At 57.2% G+C, this 18,976-nt stretch carries 18 protein-coding genes; 14 read left to right on the forward strand and 4 right to left on the reverse strand.

Features of this window, described 5'->3' with window-relative positions; genetic code table 11:
- The first annotated feature begins 362 nt into the window (after positions 1-362).
- The 3 genes from malZ to ACMWLG_RS05690 all read left to right on the forward strand — a co-directional run bounded on the left by malZ (position 363) and on the right by ACMWLG_RS05690 (position 6,266).
- Complete coding sequence (gene malZ / locus ACMWLG_RS05680) at positions 363-2,180, forward strand: maltodextrin glucosidase (protein ID WP_045400642.1); 1,818 nt, start codon at positions 363-365, stop codon at positions 2,178-2,180.
- 88 nt (positions 2,181-2,268) lie between these two features.
- Positions 2,269-4,884 carry a DUF2339 domain-containing protein gene (locus tag ACMWLG_RS05685; protein WP_045400645.1) on the forward strand — a complete coding sequence of 872 codons (2,616 nt, stop codon included), beginning with the start codon at positions 2,269-2,271 and terminating at the stop codon, positions 4,882-4,884.
- Positions 4,881-6,266 (forward strand): DUF3999 domain-containing protein, encoded by a 1,386-nt coding sequence (locus ACMWLG_RS05690; protein WP_045400648.1) that lies wholly within the window; start codon positions 4,881-4,883, stop codon positions 6,264-6,266. Before ACMWLG_RS05685 ends, ACMWLG_RS05690 begins: the two co-directional genes overlap by 4 nt.
- A gap of 43 nt (positions 6,267-6,309) precedes the next feature.
- Here ACMWLG_RS05690 and ACMWLG_RS05695 read toward each other — a convergent pair whose 3' ends face one another.
- Complete coding sequence (locus ACMWLG_RS05695; protein ID WP_014168840.1) at positions 6,310-6,912, reverse strand: peroxiredoxin; 603 nt, start codon at positions 6,910-6,912, stop codon at positions 6,310-6,312.
- A gap of 127 nt (positions 6,913-7,039) precedes the next feature.
- Positions 7,040-7,621 (reverse strand): ACP phosphodiesterase, encoded by a 582-nt coding sequence (gene acpH, locus ACMWLG_RS05700; protein WP_023310549.1) that lies wholly within the window; start codon positions 7,619-7,621, stop codon positions 7,040-7,042.
- Positions 7,622-7,712: 91 nt separating this feature from the next.
- Here acpH and queA point away from each other — a divergent pair, with 91 nt between their 5' ends.
- From queA to ACMWLG_RS05735, 7 genes are all read left to right on the forward strand, one after another.
- The gene (gene queA / locus ACMWLG_RS05705) at positions 7,713-8,783 is read left to right on the forward strand and encodes a tRNA preQ1(34) S-adenosylmethionine ribosyltransferase-isomerase QueA (RefSeq protein WP_045400651.1); all 1,071 of its coding nucleotides are present in this window, start codon (positions 7,713-7,715) and stop codon (positions 8,781-8,783) included.
- Between the two features lie 53 nt (positions 8,784-8,836).
- A complete protein-coding gene (gene tgt, locus ACMWLG_RS05710; RefSeq protein WP_003859110.1) occupies positions 8,837-9,964 on the forward strand; it encodes a tRNA guanosine(34) transglycosylase Tgt in 1,128 nt (375 codons plus the stop codon).
- Between the two features lie 22 nt (positions 9,965-9,986).
- Positions 9,987-10,319, forward strand: coding sequence for a preprotein translocase subunit YajC (gene yajC, locus ACMWLG_RS05715; RefSeq protein WP_003859109.1), 333 nt, complete (start codon positions 9,987-9,989; stop codon positions 10,317-10,319).
- 27 nt (positions 10,320-10,346) lie between these two features.
- Complete coding sequence (gene secD / locus ACMWLG_RS05720) at positions 10,347-12,194, forward strand: protein translocase subunit SecD (protein ID WP_071957349.1); 1,848 nt, start codon at positions 10,347-10,349, stop codon at positions 12,192-12,194.
- Between the two features lie 10 nt (positions 12,195-12,204).
- Positions 12,205-13,176, forward strand: a complete 972-nt coding sequence (secF, locus tag ACMWLG_RS05725) for a protein translocase subunit SecF (RefSeq protein ID WP_008503342.1) — start codon at positions 12,205-12,207, stop codon at positions 13,174-13,176.
- A gap of 142 nt (positions 13,177-13,318) precedes the next feature.
- Positions 13,319-13,684 (forward strand): VOC family protein, encoded by a 366-nt coding sequence (locus tag ACMWLG_RS05730; protein WP_045400656.1) that lies wholly within the window; start codon positions 13,319-13,321, stop codon positions 13,682-13,684.
- Positions 13,685-13,698: 14 nt separating this feature from the next.
- Entirely contained in the window at positions 13,699-14,379 is a 681-nt protein-coding gene (locus tag ACMWLG_RS05735; RefSeq protein WP_045400660.1) for a helix-turn-helix transcriptional regulator, read from the forward strand.
- A 120-nt stretch (positions 14,380-14,499) separates the two neighbouring features.
- Here ACMWLG_RS05735 and ACMWLG_RS05740 read toward each other — a convergent pair whose 3' ends face one another.
- Complete coding sequence (locus ACMWLG_RS05740) at positions 14,500-15,384, reverse strand: nucleoside-specific channel-forming protein Tsx (RefSeq protein WP_025756198.1); 885 nt, start codon at positions 15,382-15,384, stop codon at positions 14,500-14,502.
- 268 nt (positions 15,385-15,652) lie between these two features.
- Positions 15,653-16,192 carry a DUF3251 domain-containing protein gene (locus ACMWLG_RS05745; RefSeq protein WP_023310555.1) on the reverse strand — a complete coding sequence of 180 codons (540 nt, stop codon included), beginning with the start codon at positions 16,190-16,192 and terminating at the stop codon, positions 15,653-15,655.
- Positions 16,193-16,344: 152 nt separating this feature from the next.
- Here ACMWLG_RS05745 and nrdR point away from each other — a divergent pair, with 152 nt between their 5' ends.
- From nrdR to nusB, 4 genes are all read left to right on the forward strand, one after another.
- Complete coding sequence (nrdR, locus tag ACMWLG_RS05750) at positions 16,345-16,794, forward strand: transcriptional regulator NrdR (protein ID WP_008503337.1); 450 nt, start codon at positions 16,345-16,347, stop codon at positions 16,792-16,794.
- Between the two features lie 4 nt (positions 16,795-16,798).
- Positions 16,799-17,902 carry a bifunctional diaminohydroxyphosphoribosylaminopyrimidine deaminase/5-amino-6-(5-phosphoribosylamino)uracil reductase RibD gene (ribD, locus tag ACMWLG_RS05755; protein ID WP_045400663.1) on the forward strand — a complete coding sequence of 368 codons (1,104 nt, stop codon included), beginning with the start codon at positions 16,799-16,801 and terminating at the stop codon, positions 17,900-17,902.
- A gap of 87 nt (positions 17,903-17,989) precedes the next feature.
- Positions 17,990-18,460, forward strand: coding sequence for a 6,7-dimethyl-8-ribityllumazine synthase (gene ribE, locus ACMWLG_RS05760; RefSeq protein ID WP_006176874.1), 471 nt, complete (start codon positions 17,990-17,992; stop codon positions 18,458-18,460).
- A gap of 21 nt (positions 18,461-18,481) precedes the next feature.
- Complete coding sequence (gene nusB / locus ACMWLG_RS05765; protein ID WP_024906809.1) at positions 18,482-18,901, forward strand: transcription antitermination factor NusB; 420 nt, start codon at positions 18,482-18,484, stop codon at positions 18,899-18,901.
- Positions 18,902-18,976: the final 75 nt, after the last annotated feature.

Below are 18,976 nucleotides of genomic sequence, written 5' to 3' on the forward strand. Positions count from 1 at the left end.
GGCCTGCATGGATGCAGGCTCATGCCCGACCCGATAGCCTGAAGGAATAAGCTGAGGGCACCGCGAAGCGGCGATTTACCGCCGGGAGCCCGGGTCGCCAGGGTGGTGGCGACTGAGCCGCCCTGGCACGTTCACAGGCCATGGCATTACAGAGTAGCAAGGAACATGAAGTGAACGGAATTACCCCAATAGCCGCATGTTTCCCCCTCACCCCAGCCCTCTCCCTCAAGGGAGAGGGAGTCGTCCGTGCGGGCATTATTACCTCCTCCCCCGTCCTCCTCCCCCAATAAATCACGTCATGGTGAGCTATCCTTAACCACCCTGTGGCAAGGTGACGTCAATTTCATCAAAGGGGATTCGTGATGTTAAACGCCTGGCACCTTCCGGTTGCCCCATTTGTTAAGCAAAACAAAGACAACCTTGTGATTACGTTCTGGCTGGCGGGGGAAAATCAGCCTGAACGCGTGACGCTCCGCGCCGAAATAGATAACGAAGAGACCGGGTTGAAAATGCACAAGCTGCGCAGCCAGCCGCAGCCGGGCATAACGGCGTGGCGAGCAAATATCGACCTGAGCAGCGGGCAGCCGCGTCGCCGCTACAGCTTCAAACTGCTGTGGAATAACCGCCAGCTGTGGTTTACCCCGCAGGGGTTTAGCCGTTTCCCGCCCGCACGGCTGGAGCAGTTCGCGGTCGATTACCCGGATAACGGCCCGCAGTGGGTTAACGATCAGGTGTTTTACCAGATTTTCCCTGACCGTTTTGCGCGCAGCGAAAAACGCACTGCCGACCAGGATAAGATCTATCACCACCATGCGGCGGGCCACGACATTATCCTGAAAGAGTGGGATGAGCCCTTAACCGCGCAGGCGGGCGGATCCACTTTTTACGGCGGCGATCTCGACGGCATCAGCGAAAAGCTGCCGTATCTGAAAAAGCTCGGCGTGACGGCGCTGTATCTCAACCCGGTGTTTAAAGCCCCGAGCGTGCACAAATACGATACCGAAGATTATCGCCACGTTGACGCGCAGTTTGGTGGTGACGAGGCGCTGCTGCGCCTGCGTAAGAACACCCAAAACGAAGGCATGCGCCTGATTCTGGACGGCGTGTTCAACCACAGCGGAGATTCGCACGCCTGGTTTGACCGTCATAACCAGTCGATGGGCGGGGCATGTCATAACCCGGAGTCGCCGCAGCGCGACTGGTACAGCTTTAACGAGGAGGGCCGCGCGCTGGACTGGCTGGGTTACGCCAGCCTGCCGAAGCTGGATTTCCAGTCGCCAACGCTCGTGAATGAAATCTACGGCGGTGAAGACAGCATCGTCCGTCACTGGCTGAAGGCGCCGTGGAATATGGACGGCTGGCGTCTGGACGTAGTGCATATGCTCGGCGAAGCGGGCGGGGCGCGGAATAACCTTCAGCACGTCGCCGGGATTACGCGCTCGGCAAAAGCGGCCCAGCCAGAGGCGTTCGTCTTTGGCGAGCACTTTGGCGACGCGCGCCAGTGGCTGCAGAACGATGCGGAAGATGCGGCGATGAACTATCGCGGCTTTACCTTCCCGCTGTGGGGATTCCTCGCTAACACCGACATCTCCTACGATCCGAATCATATCGACGCTGAAACCTGCATGGCGTGGATGGAGAACTATCGCGCCGGTCTGTCTCATCAGCAGCAGCTGCGGATGTTCAACCAGCTCGATAGCCACGATACCGCCCGCTTTAAATCCCTGCTCGGCAAGGATGTGGCGCGTCTGCCGCTGGCGGTGACCTGGCTCTTCACCTGGCCGGGCGTGCCGTGCATCTATTATGGAGACGAAGTGGGGCTGGACGGCAACAACGATCCGTTCTGCCGGAAAACCTTCCCGTGGGAGCCAGAGAAGCAGGACAAGGTGCTGTTCAGCCTGTATCAGCGGCTGGCGAAGCTGCGTAAGCAGAGTCTCGCCCTTCGCTACGGCGGCTGTCAGGTGGTGTATGCCCACGATAACGTGGTGGTGTTTGCTCGCGTCTACAATCAGCAGCGCGTGCTGGTGGCCATTAACCGGGGCGAAGCCTGCGAAGTGGTGCTGGATGATTCACCGCTGCTGAAGGTGGCGGCGTGGAAGAATAAAGAGGGCAAGGCAACGATACAGGACGGCGTGCTGGCGCTGCCTGCGGTATCCGCGACAATCTGGTTTGGCAGCTAAGACCTGCTAATGTTTCCACCTTTTAAGATGGCGCAAATGCAACTATTTGTGTCAACCTTAACGGATCGTTTACGGTGAAGGTGGAAACATGGACGAGCTTTACATCCTTGGCTGTTTGTTCCTGGTATTTGCGCTGGTGGTGGCACCCGTGCTTGCGGTTATCGGCTTTAACCGAAGTACGGCGGCTCGACAGGAGATCGCCCGGCTACGCCAGCGCATTGAGGCGCTTGAACAGCGCGGCGCGAATGAGATAGCGCCAGAGCCGGTGCAGTCTGCCGCTCCGGCGGTCGTGACCGCGCCGGTGGTTGAAGATGCTCCCGCGCCTGTCGACCCCTGGCGTTCCGATACTCCCGCTGCCGTGGCAGAACCCGCTCCGGCCCCGACGCCTGCGGCAAAACAGCCTTCTGCCTTTGGCGGCATCCTGACGTCGCTGGTGCGCTGGTTTATGCAGGGTAACCCGCTGGCGAAGCTTGGGATCCTGCTGCTCTTCCTCGGTCTTTCATTCCTGCTGCGCTATACCGTGGAACATTCCCTGTTCCCGCTTGAGCTGCGCCTCGTGGCAACGGCGCTGTTTGCCATCGTCCTGCTGGCGGTCGGGTGGCGGCTGCGGCACAGGCAGCGTGTCTATGCGCTGATCCTCCAGGGCGGGGCGACCGGCGTGCTCTACCTGACGGTGTTTGGTGCCTTTCGGCTCTGGCAAATGCTGCCGATGACGCTGGCCTTTGCGCTACTGGTGGTGATATGCGCGGCGAGCGTCGGGCTGGCGGTGCTGCAGAAGGCGCTGAGCCTGGCCATGCTGGCGAGCCTCGGCGGGTATCTTGCGCCGCTGCTCTTATCTACCGGGGGCGGCAGCTTTGTGGCGCTGTTCTCTTTCTATCTCCTGCTTTCCATCGGCATTCTCGCTATCAGCATCTGGCAGCACTGGCGCGAGCTGAATCTGCTCGGGCTACTGTTTACGTTCGGCGTGGGCGGCCTGTGGGGGCTGAATGACTACCAGCCTGAAGACTATTGGGTCTGCCAGCTGTTCCTGATTGCCAATACGCTGATATTCGGCGTCCTGAGCGTGGTGCTGTCGCTGCGGGCGCAGGAGAAAGGGAAGCAAATTATTGACGGCGTGCTGCTGTTTGCTCCGCCGCTGATCGGTTTCGGGATGCAGTACGGCATGACCCGGCACTGGGAATATGGACCGGCCCTGAGCGCGCTGGGCTACGGTGCATTCTATCTTACCCTCGCGTTCCTTGCGCTGCGGCGCTATCCCTCTATCGGGCGACCTCTGGTCATGGCGGCGCTGGCAATCGGCGGCGGATTTGCCACGCTCGCCATTCCGCTGGCGCTGTCGGCGCGCTGGACGGCGATGGCCTGGGCGCTGGAAGGGCTGGGTATCCTCTGGCTGGGCGTACAGCAGAACCAGCGTCGCATGAGCTATAGCGGGACGGCGCTGCTGGTGCTGGCGCTCGGCAGCGCGCTGTGGGCGCAAACGAACGGCGTTACGTCCCTGAGCCTGCTGCTGATCTTCACCATCCTCAGTCTTTGCTGGCTGGCTGCGGCCTGGCTGTGGCGGACTCTCTTTCTGCCGGTCAGCTGGGCGCTGCTGGCAGGCGGGCTGCTGTTCTGGCTCGTGGCGCTATTGGGTGCATCGCGGCTGGCACTGACGAAGGAATTACCGATTCTGGCGGGCGTGCTGGCGCTGACGGCGGCATCGGTCTGTGGCTGGCGGCTGGCGGCTGCTCGCCTGGCGTGGCGGGAGCTGGATGCCAGCAAATGGCTGCTGTGGCCGGTTATGCTGCTGATGGTGGGTTATCAGCTCTGGCACCAGCAGATCGTTGCCGCTGGCTGGTCAAATCTCGCCTGGTGCGTTGCGCTTCCTGCCGCGCTGATGCTGCTGCGGCGCGACGGTGAAAGACTCCTGCCGCGCATCGCGATGGGGCTGCATCTGTCGCTGTTCTGGATGATTTTGCTGGCGCTGGCCGCGGAGCTTTACTGGTTTGCCCGGTCGTTGCCGTGGGGCATGGCGGCCTGGGGCAGCGGATTAGCGATGGCCGCAGGCGGCGGGGTGATTATGGCGCTTTCTGCAGCCGTACGGCGTCGCGTGTGGCCGTTCCGGGAGTGGCCTGCGCTCTACGCCTGCCTGGCGCCGATCCCTGCCGTCGTGGCGCTGCTGGTACTGCTGGTGGTGACCAATTTCCAGGACGGCGTGGTCTATCGTCAGACCTGGCTGCCGCTGGTAAACCCGCTTGAGGAAGGCGCGGCGTTCGCGCTGCTGGGGCTGGTCGTCTTTTATCGGGCGGTAGAACGCTACTATCCGGCATGGCTTGCGCAAGCGCGTCCGTGGCCCGCCGTCGCGATTATGGCGTTTGGCTTCTGGTGGCTAAACGGTGCGTTGATGCGCGCCCTGGCCTGGTACGGCGACGTGGCCTGGAATATGGCATCGCTGTGGGATTCGCGGCTTATCCAGACCAGTTTTGCCCTGTTCTGGATGCTGAGCGCGCTGGTGGTCATGATCCATGCCACCCGTCGGGCTTCCCGGCAGGAGTGGCTCTGCGGTGCCGCACTGCTGGGCGTGGTGATGGTTAAACTGATGCTGGTGGACAGCGCGGGCGGAGGCGGTTTGTCGCGCGCGGTGGCGTTTATCGGCGTGGCGATACTGGTTCTGATCGTGGGGTATTTCTCACCGCTACCGCCCAAAACAGGAGATGAAAAATGAAATGGATGAAAGCGGTAGCCTGTACCGCGCTGCTGGCGCTTTCCGGCCGGGCGTTCTGCGACGAGGGACAAACGGAATCGCCCCGGGACTATGCCTTTGGTCTTTCACTGGATACGTCGGTTCCCTCCCAGTGGTATCGGGTGCTGCTGCCGCTCGCCGTCTATGAGCAAAGTACGTCGCCGGATCTGCATGATGTCCGCGTCTTTAACCAGTCGGGCGAGCCGGTTCCCTTCAGCCTGGTCAGCGCGACGCGTCCGCAGACGCCAGCGCAATCCACTTCGCTGCGCCTCTTCCCGCTGGACGCCTCGCCGCTTGCGGCTTCGCAAGGATCCGGTGACAGCGATAAGATCCTGCTTCGTTCGGGAAACGGCGTTGAAATTGTGCTGGAGGGGCAAAAAGCCGCCGCAGCCGGGCAACATTATCTGCTGACCCTGCCGGAAAAGGCGACGGGCGAGATCGCCATATCCCAGCTGCAGCTGCTCTGGAATACTCCGCAGACGCCGTGGCAGGGAACGGCGTCGGTCTATTACAGCGAGGATCTTAAGCGCTGGTATACCCTGCGCGAGGATATGCCCTTGCTGGACGTCGTCAGCGGCCAGGATCGTCTTAAGCTCGATCGGATCGATACCGATGCGGTTTTATCTCCCGATGCGAATCGCTATCTCATGGTGGTGCTGAACGCGCAGAGCCAGGGGATAACCCTGACCGGCGTAAACGCAATCAGCGCACCTGCCCAGGCGGCCCCGGAAGCGGTCGACCTTGAGGGCGAAGGGGAACAGCTATCGACAAGCGAAGCGCAGTGGCACTGGGCGCGACCGCAGCCGCTGAGTGCTGTCAGCATTTCACTGAACGGCGATGGCGTCCTTCCCGTGGAGATAGCGTGGCGGAGTACGGAGAAAGACGCATGGCACCCCCTGAAGAAAGAGGTCCTTTACCGTCTTGAGGGAAAAACGTCGCCACCGGTTTCGCTTCACGGGGGGCTGGTGCAGGCCGTGAAAATCACGACGCTGAATGCGCGTCTGCCGGAATACCTGCCGAGCGTCACGGGACATCGCGACCGCTATGACCTGGTGTTCAACGCGCAGGGGAAAGCGCCGTACGTGCTCGCCTGGGGCAACGGCGCCGCGAAGCCTGCCAGCCTGGAGCCCGATATGCTGATCCCGGCCGATCTGCGCAAGACCTATGATATGGCGAACCTGCCGCAGGCCGATATTCAGGATAATGTCGCATTAGGCGGCGAGGGGCGTCTGACCGCTACCTCCGCGGCCGAGCGGGAGAGCAGGATGAACACGCTGCTGGTATGGGGCGTGCTGATTGCGGGGGTGATTCTGCTGGCGGGCATGGCCTGGCGCATCTGGCGAGAGACGCAGCGTAAGGCATAAAAAAAGGCCCGCATAAGCGGGCCTTTTTCGTAAACCGTGCCGATTACAGGCTGGATACGTTCTCAGACAGGTATTTAGCAACGCCGTCTGGAGACGCGTTCATGCCTTCTTTACCTTTTTCCCACTGAGCCGGGCACACTTCGCCGTGCTCTTCGTGGAACTGCAGCGCGTCAACCATGCGCAGCATTTCGTCGATGTTACGACCCAGCGGCAGATCGTTCACAACCTGGTGACGAACGATGCCGTTAGCGTCGATCAGGAAGGAACCGCGCAGCGCAACGCCAGCGTCCGGATGTTCGATACCGTAAGCCTGCTGGATTTCGCGTTTGATGTCCGCAACCATTGCGTATTTCACCGCACCGATGCCGCCTTTGTCGACAGGGGTGTTACGCCATGCGTTGTGTACAAATTCAGAGTCGAAGGAGACGCCAACAACTTCCACGCCACGCTTCTGGAATTCTTCATAACGTTTGTCGAAGGCAATCAGCTCAGACGGGCAAACGAAAGTGAAGTCCATTGGCCAGAAGAACAGAACGGTCGCTTTACCGTTGGTGTGCTGTTTGAAGTTGAAGTTTTCAACGATTTCACCGTTGCCCAGAACTGCTGCAGCTGTAAAATCCGGAGCCGGACGAGTTACCAGAACCATATGATTCTCCTGTAGATACTAAGGTTATTTGGAACGCAACGCGAGCCAGTATAGAGAGTGTTCATGGATAAGACAAAGAGGTGGTGACAATCGTTCCGCCAGCTTTTACCTATCAATACGAATTCTGTCAGAGCTGTTTGTTTTTCGCCTGCGCCATCATGCGCGGGTAAAACTGCCAGAAACGCGCTTCCAGCGCATCGTAATGTTCATCCAGGTCATACCAGGAGTCCCGCAGCGCATCCAGTCGCGGTCGGCGGCTCGCCATCCCGTTCAGCACATTCTGGATGAAATCCATCTCGCGATAGCGCTCCAGCCAGCGTTCCGACCATAAATAGTTATTCAGATTCACAAAGCGCGGCGGCGAGTCGGGCAGAATGATCGACACCTGCTGGTGGGCATAGCGCACAAACGCCGGCAAGGGCATCTCCGGCGACAGCTGTTCCCAGTGGCGCGACAGAAAGTGGTCCCACATCACGTCGAGCGTGATCGGCGCAACGCGGCGCGTTTCAGGGCGAAACCACGCTTTGGCTTCCGTCACTTCCGGCAGCTTATCCGTCAGCACGTCGATGCGGCGGTGCATAAAAATCCCGTCGACAACCTCAGGGGAATAGTCCTCAGCGGGGTTGCCGCGTACGAAATCGGCCAGCAAATTGCCGGAAAGGGAGCTGTCAGCGAGGTGTGCGAGATGCAGGTGAGCGAGAAAATTCATGCGTTTTTTTGTCCGGGGGCGGCTAGTTGTTGCAGCAAAAGGGTGTGAGCACTAGACTATGCCGCCTGTTTTTAAGTCACGAGTATACGTCATGCGCGTCGCCGATTTCTCCTTTGAACTACCTGAATCCCTGATTGCTCACTATCCCATGCCTGAGCGCAGCAGCTGTCGCTTACTGTCACTGGATGGGCCAACGGGCGAGCTGACGCACGGTACTTTCACCGATTTGCTCGACAAGCTCAACCCTGGCGATCTGCTGGTCTTTAACAATACCCGCGTGATCCCGGCGCGCCTGTTCGGCCGCAAAGCCAGCGGCGGCAAGATTGAAGTGCTGGTCGAACGTATGCTCGATGATAAACGTATTCTGGCACATATTCGCGCATCTAAGGCGCCAAAGCCGGGCGCGGAGCTGCTGCTGGGCGATGATGAGAGCATCAAGGCGACCATGACCGCGCGCCACGACGCGCTGTTCGAGGTGGAGTTCAACGACGAACGCACGGTGCTCGATATCCTGAACGCCATCGGCCACATGCCGCTGCCGCCGTATATTGAGCGTCCGGACGAAGAGGCTGACCGCGAGCTGTACCAGACCGTCTACAGCCAGAAGCCTGGCGCCGTCGCTGCGCCGACCGCGGGCCTGCATTTTGATGAGCCGCTGCTGGAGAAACTGCGCGCGAAGGGCATTGAGATGGCGTTCGTGACGCTGCACGTCGGGGCGGGAACCTTCCAGCCGGTGCGCGTGGACAGCATTGAAGATCACATCATGCACTCTGAGTATGCTGAAGTGCCTCAGGATGTGGTGGACGCGGTCCTGGCGGCGAAAGCGCGCGGCAGCCGCGTCGTGGCGGTCGGTACAACGTCCGTGCGCTCACTCGAGAGCGCCGCGCAGGCCGCAAAGAGCGATCTTATCGAGCCGTTCTTTGGCGATACGCAGATCTTTATCTACCCGGGCTATCAGTACAAAGTGATTGACGCGCTGGTGACCAACTTCCATCTGCCTGAATCAACGCTGATTATGCTGGTGTCGGCATTTGCCGGTTATCAGCATACGATGGCGGCCTACAAGTCTGCGGTAGAACAAAAATATCGCTTTTTTAGCTACGGGGACGCGATGTTTATCACGTACAATCCGCTGGCTTTGAATGAGCGTGTCGGGGAATAAGTCCGCGGCACCGTTTTACAACGTTGGACTGTTTTTCTGACGTCGGAGAAAAAATGAAATTTGAACTCGATACCACCGATGGCCGCGCGCGTCGCGGTCGACTGGTGTTTGATCGCGGCGTGGTGGAAACCCCCGCGTTTATGCCTGTGGGCACGTACGGCACCGTAAAAGGGATGACGCCGGAAGAAGTAGAAGCCACTGGCGCACAGATTATCCTCGGCAACACCTTCCACCTGTGGCTGCGTCCGGGTCAGGAGATCATGAAGCTCCACGGCGACCTGCACGATTTCATGCAGTGGAAAGGCCCAATCCTGACCGACTCCGGCGGCTTCCAGGTCTTCAGCCTGGGCGATATCCGCAAGATCACCGAGCAGGGCGTACACTTTCGTAACCCGATCAACGGCGATCCGATTTTCCTCGATCCCGAAAAATCGATGGAGATTCAGTACGATCTCGGCTCTGACATCGTGATGATCTTCGACGAATGTACGCCGTATCCTGCTGACTGGGACTACGCAAAACGCTCCATGGAGATGTCTCTGCGCTGGGCGAAGCGTAGCCGTGATCGTTTTGACTCCCTGCAGAACAAAAATGCGCTGTTCGGCATTATCCAGGGCAGCGTTTACGAAGATTTACGCGATATCTCTGTTAAAGGTCTGGTAGAGATAGGTTTTGATGGCTACGCTGTCGGCGGTTTGGCTGTGGGTGAGCCGAAGGAAGACATGCACCGCATTCTGGAGCATGTCTGCCCGCAAATCCCGGCGGATAAACCACGATACCTGATGGGCGTGGGTAAACCAGAAGATCTGGTTGAAGGCGTACGCCGCGGCATTGATATGTTCGACTGCGTCATGCCAACCCGCAACGCGCGTAACGGCCATTTGTTCGTTACCGATGGCGTGGTGAAAATCCGTAACGCGAAGCATAAGAGTGACACCAGCCCGCTCGATTCCGAGTGCGATTGCTATACCTGTCGCAATTATTCTCGCGCGTACCTGCATCATCTCGATCGTTGCAACGAGATTTTGGGCGCGCGTCTCAATACCATTCATAATCTTCGTTATTATCAGCGCTTAATGGCTGGTTTACGTAAGGCTATCGAAGAGGGTAAATTAGAGAGCTTCGTGACCGATTTCTACCAACGTCAGGGGCGGGATGTTCCACCGTTGAACGTTGATTAATTTTAATAATGAGGGAATTTGAATGAGCTTTTTTATTTCTGATGCGGTAGCGGCAACAGGTGCTCCAGCGCAGGGCAGCCCGATGTCTCTGATTCTGATGCTGGTTGTGTTCGGTCTGATCTTCTACTTCATGATCCTGCGTCCACAGCAGAAGCGCACCAAAGAGCACAAAAACCTGATGAACTCCATTGCGAAAGGCGATGAAGTACTGACTAACGGTGGTCTGGTGGGTCGCGTAACCAAAGTGGCTGAAAATGGCTACATTGCTATCGCCCTGAACGACACCACTGAAGTGGTCATCAAACGTGACTTCGTAGCTGCCGTTCTGCCGAAAGGCACCATGAAGGCGCTGTAATCCCAACTTTTCCCAAAGGGAACTGCCGTGTTAAACCGTTATCCTTTGTGGAAGTACATCATGCTGGTCGTCGTGATTCTCGTCGGCCTGCTGTACGCGCTTCCCAACCTGTATGGTGAGGATCCGGCTGTTCAAATCACTGGCGCGCGCGGTGTCGCCGCCAGTGAGCAAACGCTGATCCAGGTCCAGAAAACGTTACAAGAAGAAAAAATTACCGCTAAGTCTGTGGCTCTGGAAGAGGGTGCAATTCTTGCTCGCTTCGACACCACCGACACGCAGCTCCGCGCTCGCGAAGCGCTGATGGGCGTGCTGGGTGACAAATACGTCGTGGCGCTTAACCTTGCCCCTGCAACCCCGCGTTGGCTGGCTGCGATGAAAGCAGAGCCAATGAAACTCGGTCTTGACCTGCGTGGCGGCGTCCACTTCCTGATGGAAGTGGATATGGATACCGCGCTCGGCAAGCTGCAGGAACAGAATATCGACAGCCTGCGCAGCGATCTGCGTGATAAAGGCATCGCTTACACCACCGTGCGTAAAGAAGATAACTACGGCATGAGCATCACGTTCCGCGACAGCGCGGCGCGCGATCAGGCTGTAGATTATCTGACTCAACGTCACCGTGACCTGGTGATCTCCTCGCAGGGCAGCAACCAGCTGCGTGCGGTGATGACCGATGCGCGCCTGAAAGAAGCGCGTGAATATGCCGTTCAGCAGAACATCAACATTCTGCGTAACCGTGTAAACCAGCTGGGTGTGGCCGAGCCGCTGGTACAGCGTCAGGGTGCTGACCGTATCGTGGTTGAACTGCCGGGTATTCAGGACACCGCGCGTGCGAAAGAGATTCTGGGTGCGACAGCAACCCTGGAATTCCGTCTGGTGAATACCAATGTTGACCAGTCTGCTGCCGCTTCTGGCCGTATTCCGGGTGACTCCGAAGTGAAACAGACCCGCGAAGGTCAGCCAGTTGTGCTGTACAAACGCGTGATTCTGACCGGTGATCACATCACCGACTCCACGTCGAGCCAGGACGAATACAACCAGCCGCAGGTTAACATCTCGCTCGATAGCGCGGGTGGTAACATCATGTCTAACTTCACCAAGGACAACATCGGTAAACCGATGGCAACCCTGTTCGTGGAGTACAAAGACAGCGGTAAGAAAGATGCAAACGGTCGTGCTGTGCTGGTGAAAGAGGAAGAGGTGATTAACATCGCCAATATCCAGTCTCGTCTGGGTAACAGCTTCCGTATTACCGGCATCAACAACCCGAACGAAGCGCGTCAGCTCTCCCTGCTGCTGCGTGCCGGTGCGCTGATTGCGCCAATTCAGATTGTTGAAGAACGTACCATTGGTCCAACTCTGGGTATGCAAAACATTCAGCAGGGCCTGGAAGCGTGTCTGGCCGGTCTGGTGGTCTCTATTCTGTTCATGATCTTCTTCTATAAGAAGTTTGGTCTGATTGCGACCTCTGCGCTGATTGCGAACCTGGTGCTGATTATCGGCATCATGTCCCTGCTGCCGGGGGCGACGCTGACCATGCCGGGTATTGCGGGTATCGTTCTGACCCTTGCGGTGGCGGTCGACGCCAACGTACTGATTAACGAACGTATCAAAGAAGAGTTGAGCAACGGTCGTTCTGTTCAGCAGGCGATTGACGAAGGTTATAAAGGCGCGTTCAGCTCTATCTTCGATGCGAACGTAACAACACTGATCAAGGTTCTTATCCTGTATGCAGTGGGTACCGGCGCTATCAAAGGCTTTGCGATTACAACCGGTATCGGTGTCGCAACGTCAATGTTTACCGCTATTGTCGGCACCCGTGCCATCGTGAACCTGCTGTACGGCGGCAAGCGCGTCAAAAAGCTGTCTATCTGAGGAGTGCGTTGTGGCACAGGAATATACTGTTGAACAATTGAACCACGGCCGTAAAGTCTGGGACTTTATGCGCTGGGACTACTGGGCCTTCGGCATTTCAGGTTTCCTGCTGATTCTGTCCATCGTCATTATGGGCGTGAAAGGCTTTAACTGGGGGCTCGATTTTACCGGTGGTACGGTAATTGAAATCTCCCTGGAAAAACCGGTCGATATGGACCAGATGCGAGAATCGCTGCAGAAAGCGGGCTTTGAAGAGCCGCTGCTGCAGAACTTCGGCAGCAGCCGCGACATCATGGTGCGTATGCCACCGGTGCACGATGCCAACGGCAGCCAGGAGCTGGGCAGCAAGGTTGTTAGCGTGATTAACGAAACAACCAGCCAGAACGCGGCGGTCAAGCGTATTGAGTTCGTCGGCCCAAGCGTGGGTGCTGATCTGGCGCAGACCGGTGCGATGGCGCTGCTGGTGGCGCTGATCTCCATTCTGGTATACGTCGGTTTCCGCTTTGAGTGGCGACTGGCGGCCGGTGTGGTTATCGCTCTGGCGCACGACGTGGTGATCACCATGGGCATACTGTCGCTGTTCCACATTGAGATTGACCTGACGATTGTGGCATCCCTGATGTCCGTTATCGGTTACTCACTGAACGACAGTATCGTGGTATCTGACCGTATCCGTGAAAACTTCCGTAAGATCCGTCGCGGTACGCCGTACGAAATCTTTAACGTGTCGTTGACCCAGACGCTGCACCGTACCCTGATCACATCCGGTACCACCCTGATGGTGATCCTGATGCTGTTCCTCTTCGGTGGTCCGGTACTGGAAGGCTTCTCGCTGACCATGCTGATCGGTGTCACCATCGGTACGGCGTCGTCTATCTACGTCGCGTCCGCTCTGGCACTGAAACTCGGCATGAAGCGCGAGCACCTGCTCCAGCAGAAAGTCGAGAAAGAAGGGGCGGATCAGCCGTCCATTCTGCCGTAAGGCGACGTTTAGCGCGTTATCGAAATCCCGGTCGGTTGACCGGGATTTTTTTTATCTGCTCCTGACAAACACTCCTGACAGTATGCTGTCAGGAGCCCTCTCGTAGACTCCTTCTGAACCCAAACAACAGTCAGGAGGATGTATGAAAAGCGTCATTAACTGGTTTGAAATTCCGGTCGCGGATATGGATCGCGCCATCAAATTTTATGAGCCGGTGATGCAGTTCGCGCTGCGTCGCGAGAAAATGGACTGCGCGGAGCTGGCCGTTTTCCCGCATGAGGATCCGGGTACAGGCGGGGCGCTGGCAAAATTTGACGGCGTTACACCGTCTTTGCAGGGCGCTATTATTTACCTGCATACTGACAATCTGGCGGCCACGCTCGATCGCATAGCCTCCGCGGGCGGCGAGTGCGTGTTTGGCCCGCTGGAACTGCCGCATGGCATTGGCACTATCGCATTGTTTACCGACAGCGAGGGCAACCGCGTCGGGCTCCATCAACCTGCCTGAGAGCGGAATAGGATATGACCCGACGCGCTGACCGTTTGTTTCAGATTGTGCAGATCCTGCGGGGCAGGCGTCTGACAACGGCAGCGCATCTGGCGGACCGGCTTGGCGTGTCCGAGCGCACGGTCTACCGCGATATCCGCGACCTGTCGCTTTCCGGCGTGCCGGTGGAAGGTGAGGCGGGGAGCGGATATCGGCTGATGTCGGGATTTGACCTGCCGCCGCTGATGCTGACAAATAAGGAGTCAGAGGCGCTGATCGTCGCGATTCGCCTGCTCAAAACCTGGGGAGGGGAATCGCTGTCGCGCGAGCTGGAGTCGGCTCAGGAGAAGGTGCTGGCTATCCTGCCCGAGGAGAGTCGTCGAAAGGCGGAGCAGACGCGGATCTACGCCCCGGATTTTTGCATGCAAAGCCACTCCCGTAGCGATTTTGACATGATTCATAAGGCAATTTCCGCTCAGCGTGTGCTGGCGTTGCATTACCGCGACGAAGTTGGGCAACTCTCACAGCGTGAGGTTCAGCCGTTAGGATTGTTCTTCTGGGGGGAGCGTTGGCTGCTGGCGGCGTGGTGCGAACGGCGCGATGACTATCGCTGTTTCCGGCTCGACCGATGTCTCAATATTGTGCAGACGGAGAGGCGGTTTAGCGAGAGTGCGGACAGGTCTCTGGCAGATTTTTTGCGGAAGGTTAAGCAGTAAAAAGCCTGGCGGCGAGGTAAAAGCAAAACGGCAACGTATGTTGCCGTTCTTAGTATTTGTTCCCTCTCCCTGTGGGAGAGGGTCAGGGTGAGGGCAGCAGCCCGCACAGTCCCGCACAGGTTAGAAGTTATAACCCACAACCAGGTAACCACCCCAGCCGGTAGAGCGAACGCTGAAGTCGCCGTTGCCGAAGTTCAGGCTCGCGTCGTCGTTCCACTGACCACCGTTGTGCCAGTAACGCGCAACAACAGAGTAGTGCCAGTGATCGTAGTTCAGCGCCAGGATGTGGCTGGAGGCGATGGAGTCGTTGGTGCGCGCTTTCTTACCGTTCAGGTCGCGGAAGTCGTTGTCGCCCAGATCTGAACCCCAGTCAAAGTTGGTGAAGCCGATATAGCTCAGGTTACCGCCCCACAGCTGGGTAATTGGCACAAAGTATTTCACTTTGAAACGGTAGCCATCCCACTCGTTTTCGTTCGCGGCGCCGTAGTTCTGCCACTGGTACTTAGCATACACGTTCAGAGACAGGCTCATTGGCAGGCCGGTATCGATGTCCGTACCCAGACCCATGTACCAGGTGCTCTGGCGACCAGACTTATTGCGGCCCATGTCGTAGATGTAGTTGTTCGCGAAGTACCACTCTTTGAACGGACCAAACGCCAGGCTGGTACCGGTCAGTTTATCAATAGAGAAGCGTGGTTCAATTTCCATGAACAGTGGGGAACCGTGGTTCCAGATACCTTTCGCGTCGGTGTTACCGCCGAAGAATACCGGTGCATCCATATAGCCGTAGAAATCAAACCAGTCTTTCTTGGCGAACGCTTCGTACTCCAGGTAGGTATCGTTGCGGATCTGTGGTCCGAAACGGGTGTGGTAGCTGCCCACGACGTTAACGCTCTGGTGCCACCAGTCGGAGAGATATTGTGGTTTATCGTTTTCCGCTGCGTTAACAGTGAAAGAGGAGGAAAGTGCCAGCACGGCGCCGGCTGCAAGTAATGTTTTTTTCATAATCATGCCACTGATTGAAATTCCCTTCCGGGAGTGAAAAATGCGCGAATTGCGTTTCTAAATATTTCGTGTTTCTGCGGTGCCTATTATAGGAATCCCTGCTCACAAAAATATGTGTTGTTTCACATATCTCTCACACGCGTAATCGATTGCGTTCACGTTTGCGTACTTTAAACGGGCGGGATTGTAGCGGCAATCATTTATGTTGCCAATCCATACGAAATGTAAATGTTAGCGGAGTGACATTGCACTCCGTTGAAGGAGGGGGTTACTGCGCGGCGGGCTGGATATCGTGGATGCGGATAAAACCTAACTGATCTGGCGTGAGTCCACTCAGCTGAAGCGGGATATCAACATCGCTGGGCGCCAGTATACTCGCGGGAGCAGTGAACAACTGGTTCTTCACATTCACTTCCTGATAGCTCTCGGTTGTGCCCTGGATCTGGCCCCACTCGACGGTGCCACTGAAGGCCGGAAGCGGATCGTTGGATTCTCCCTGGATGCGTAATGTTGCGCGAGTACCATCTGCATTCGCCGCAACGTTCACCAGTGACATTTTAAGCGTGCCAATCTGGCTGTTGAGCCGCGCAGGCGTATTGGCACCAGGCAGCAGATACACCCCGCTGCTGGATTTTGCGTTCAGCGCGTTTTGTTGGGTGATCTTCACCGTTTCTTTATTCAGTTTGTCCATCGCCGTATTGAGCGTGTTGACGCTTTGTTTCATCTGGCGAACTTCGGTTTGCTGTGCACAGGCGCTAAGGGTGAAGAGGCTCCCCACCAGCAAAATCTTCAGGTAACGTCTTGTCATTGCGTTTATTTCCTTGAAATAACGGATCGCCTTAATGGTAGCCAGCCTCAACGTGTCAGACATAGATCCTTTGTCTCAAAAAGCTCTTCCTTTGTTGTCAGGCCAGATCAGGGTAAAATGAAAATTAGTTAACCACATAACAGGGATACCGTATGCATTGCCCATTCTGCTCCGCTGTGGATACCAAAGTCATCGACTCTCGTCTTGTGGGCGAAGGGTCATCCGTACGCCGTCGTCGGCAGTGTCTGGTGTGCAACGAGCGTTTCACGACCTTTGAGGTTGCAGAGCTGGTAATGCCGCGCGTGGTAAAAAGCAACGACGTGCGCGAGCCGTTTAACGAAGAGAAACTGCGCAGCGGGATGCTGAAGGCCCTGGAAAAACGCCCTGTCAGCGCGGATGACGTTGAGATGGCGTTAAACCACATAAAATCTTACCTTCGTGGTTTGGGTGAGCGTGAAGTGCCGAGCAAAATGATCGGCAACCTTGTGATGGAGCAGCTGAAAAAGCTTGATAAGGTCGCCTATATCCGCTTCGCCTCGGTCTACCGCAGCTTCGAAGACATCAAAGAGTTTGGCGAAGAGATCGCCCGCTTACAGGATTAAGCTCATGCAGGATGAGATTTACATGGCGAGAGCCATGAAGCTGGCGCAGCGCGGTCGTTTTACCACCCATCCCAACCCGAACGTCGGGTGTGTTATCGTTAAAGATGGCGAGATCGTAGGGGAAGGATTTCACTATCGTGCCGGCGAGCCGCATGCCGAGGTCCATGCGTTGCGCATGGCCGGTGAGAAGGCGCGCGGCGCCACAGCCTACGTCACGCTGGAGCCCTGCAGCCATCACGGGCGTACGCCGCCGTGCTGTGAAGCGCTGATTGCGGCGGGCGTGTCGCGCGTGGTCGCTGCGATGCAGGACCCGAATCCACAGGTTGCCGGGCGCGGCCTGTATCGCCTGCAGCAGGAAGGCATTGACGTCAGCCATGGGCTGATGATGCAGGACGCGGAAGCGATCAACAAAGGCTTTCTGAAGCGCATGCGCACGGGGTTCCCGTATATTCAGCTTAAGCTGGGCGCCTCGCTGGACGGTCGTACGGCGATGGCAAACGGCGAAAGCCAGTGGATCACGTCACCACAGGCAAGGCTCGATGTGCAACGTCTGCGCGCGCAAAGCCATGCTATTCTCACCAGCAGTGAAACCGTTCTGGCTGACGATCCGGCCATGACCGTGCGCTGGGACGAGCTGAATGCCGATACTCAGGCGCTGTACCCGCAGGAGAACCTGCGTCAGCCGCTGCGTATTATCATTGATAGCCAGAACCGCGTGACGCCGGAGCACCGTATTGTCCAGCAGCCGGGTGAAACCTGGATTGCCCGCACTAAAGAAGATACACGCGAATGGCCGGAAGGCGTGCGCAGTATTATGGTGCCGGAGCATAACGGTCATCTGGATCTGGTGGTGCTGATGATGCTGCTCGGCAAGCAGCAGGTGAACAGCATCTGGGTTGAAGCGGGGCCAACGCTCGCCGGTGCGCTTTTACAGGCCGGGCTGGTGGATGAGCTGATTGTTTACGTTGCGCCTAAACTGTTAGGTCACGACGCGCGCGGCCTGTTTGTGCTGCCCGGCCTTGAAAAACTGGCCGACGCACCGCAACTCAAATTTAGCGAGATTCGTCCGGTAGGCCCGGATGTCTGCCTCCACTTAACGACAGCGTAATTGCTCCTGAAATAGGGAAGCAGTGCGCAAAGTATTATGATAAAATCCGCCCCCCTGCGGGGCCAAATGAACCCGTAAAGGAAGAGTATGAACATTATTGAAGCTGCTGTAGCTACCCCGGACGCTCGCGTCGCCATCACCATTGCGCGTTTCAACAACTTCATCAACGACAGCCTGCTGGAAGGTGCGATTGACGCCCTGAAACGCATCGGCCAGGTTAAAGATGACAACATTACCGTTGTTTGGGTTCCAGGCGCTTACGAACTGCCGCTGGCGGCGGGCGCGCTGGCGAAAACCGGTAAATACGACGCGGTGATTGCGCTGGGTACCGTTATTCGTGGCGGCACTGCGCACTTCGAATACGTTGCGGGCGGTGCAAGCAACGGTCTGGCACACGTTGCGCAGGATGCTGAAATTCCTGTCGCGTTCGGCGTGCTGACCACCGAAAGTATTGAACAAGCCATCGAACGTGCTGGCACCAAAGCCGGTAACAAAGGTGCAGAAGCTGCACTGACCGCGCTTGAAATGATCAATGTATTGAAAGCCATCAAGGCCTGATTTTTTTGTAAGGGGAATTCCGTGAAACCTGCTGCTCGTCGCCGCGCCCGTGAATGTGCCGTCCAGGCACTTTACTCCTGGCAGTTGTCCCAGAACGACATCTCTGATGTTGAATACCAGTTCCTGTCAGAACAGGACGTGAAAGACGTTGACGTTCTGTACTTCCGTGAACTGCTGTCGGGAGTGGCGACTAATAGCGCGTATCTCGATGGCCTGATGAAGCCATACCTGTCCCGTCTGCTCGAAGAGCTGGGTCAGGTGGAAAAAGCAGTGTTGCGTATCGCGCTGTTTGAGCTGTCTAAACGTGATGATGTGCCGTATAAAGTGGCCATCAACGAAGCGATCGAGCTGGCGAAAACCTTCGGCGCTGAAGACAGCCACAAGTTTGTAAACGGCGTACTTGATAAAGCAGCACCTGCGATCCGTCCCCACAAAAAGTGATCCGCAAACCGGAGTCCTGCATTGCCTGACGGGCAGTGCGGCTCCGGTTTTTTCTTTTATTTGCTGAGGCATAAC

Source organism: Enterobacter sp. 01-M-02-SI-ECC, from assembly GCF_047530595.1.
GTDB classification, from domain to species: Bacteria; Pseudomonadota; Gammaproteobacteria; order Enterobacterales; family Enterobacteriaceae; genus Enterobacter; species Enterobacter cloacae_M.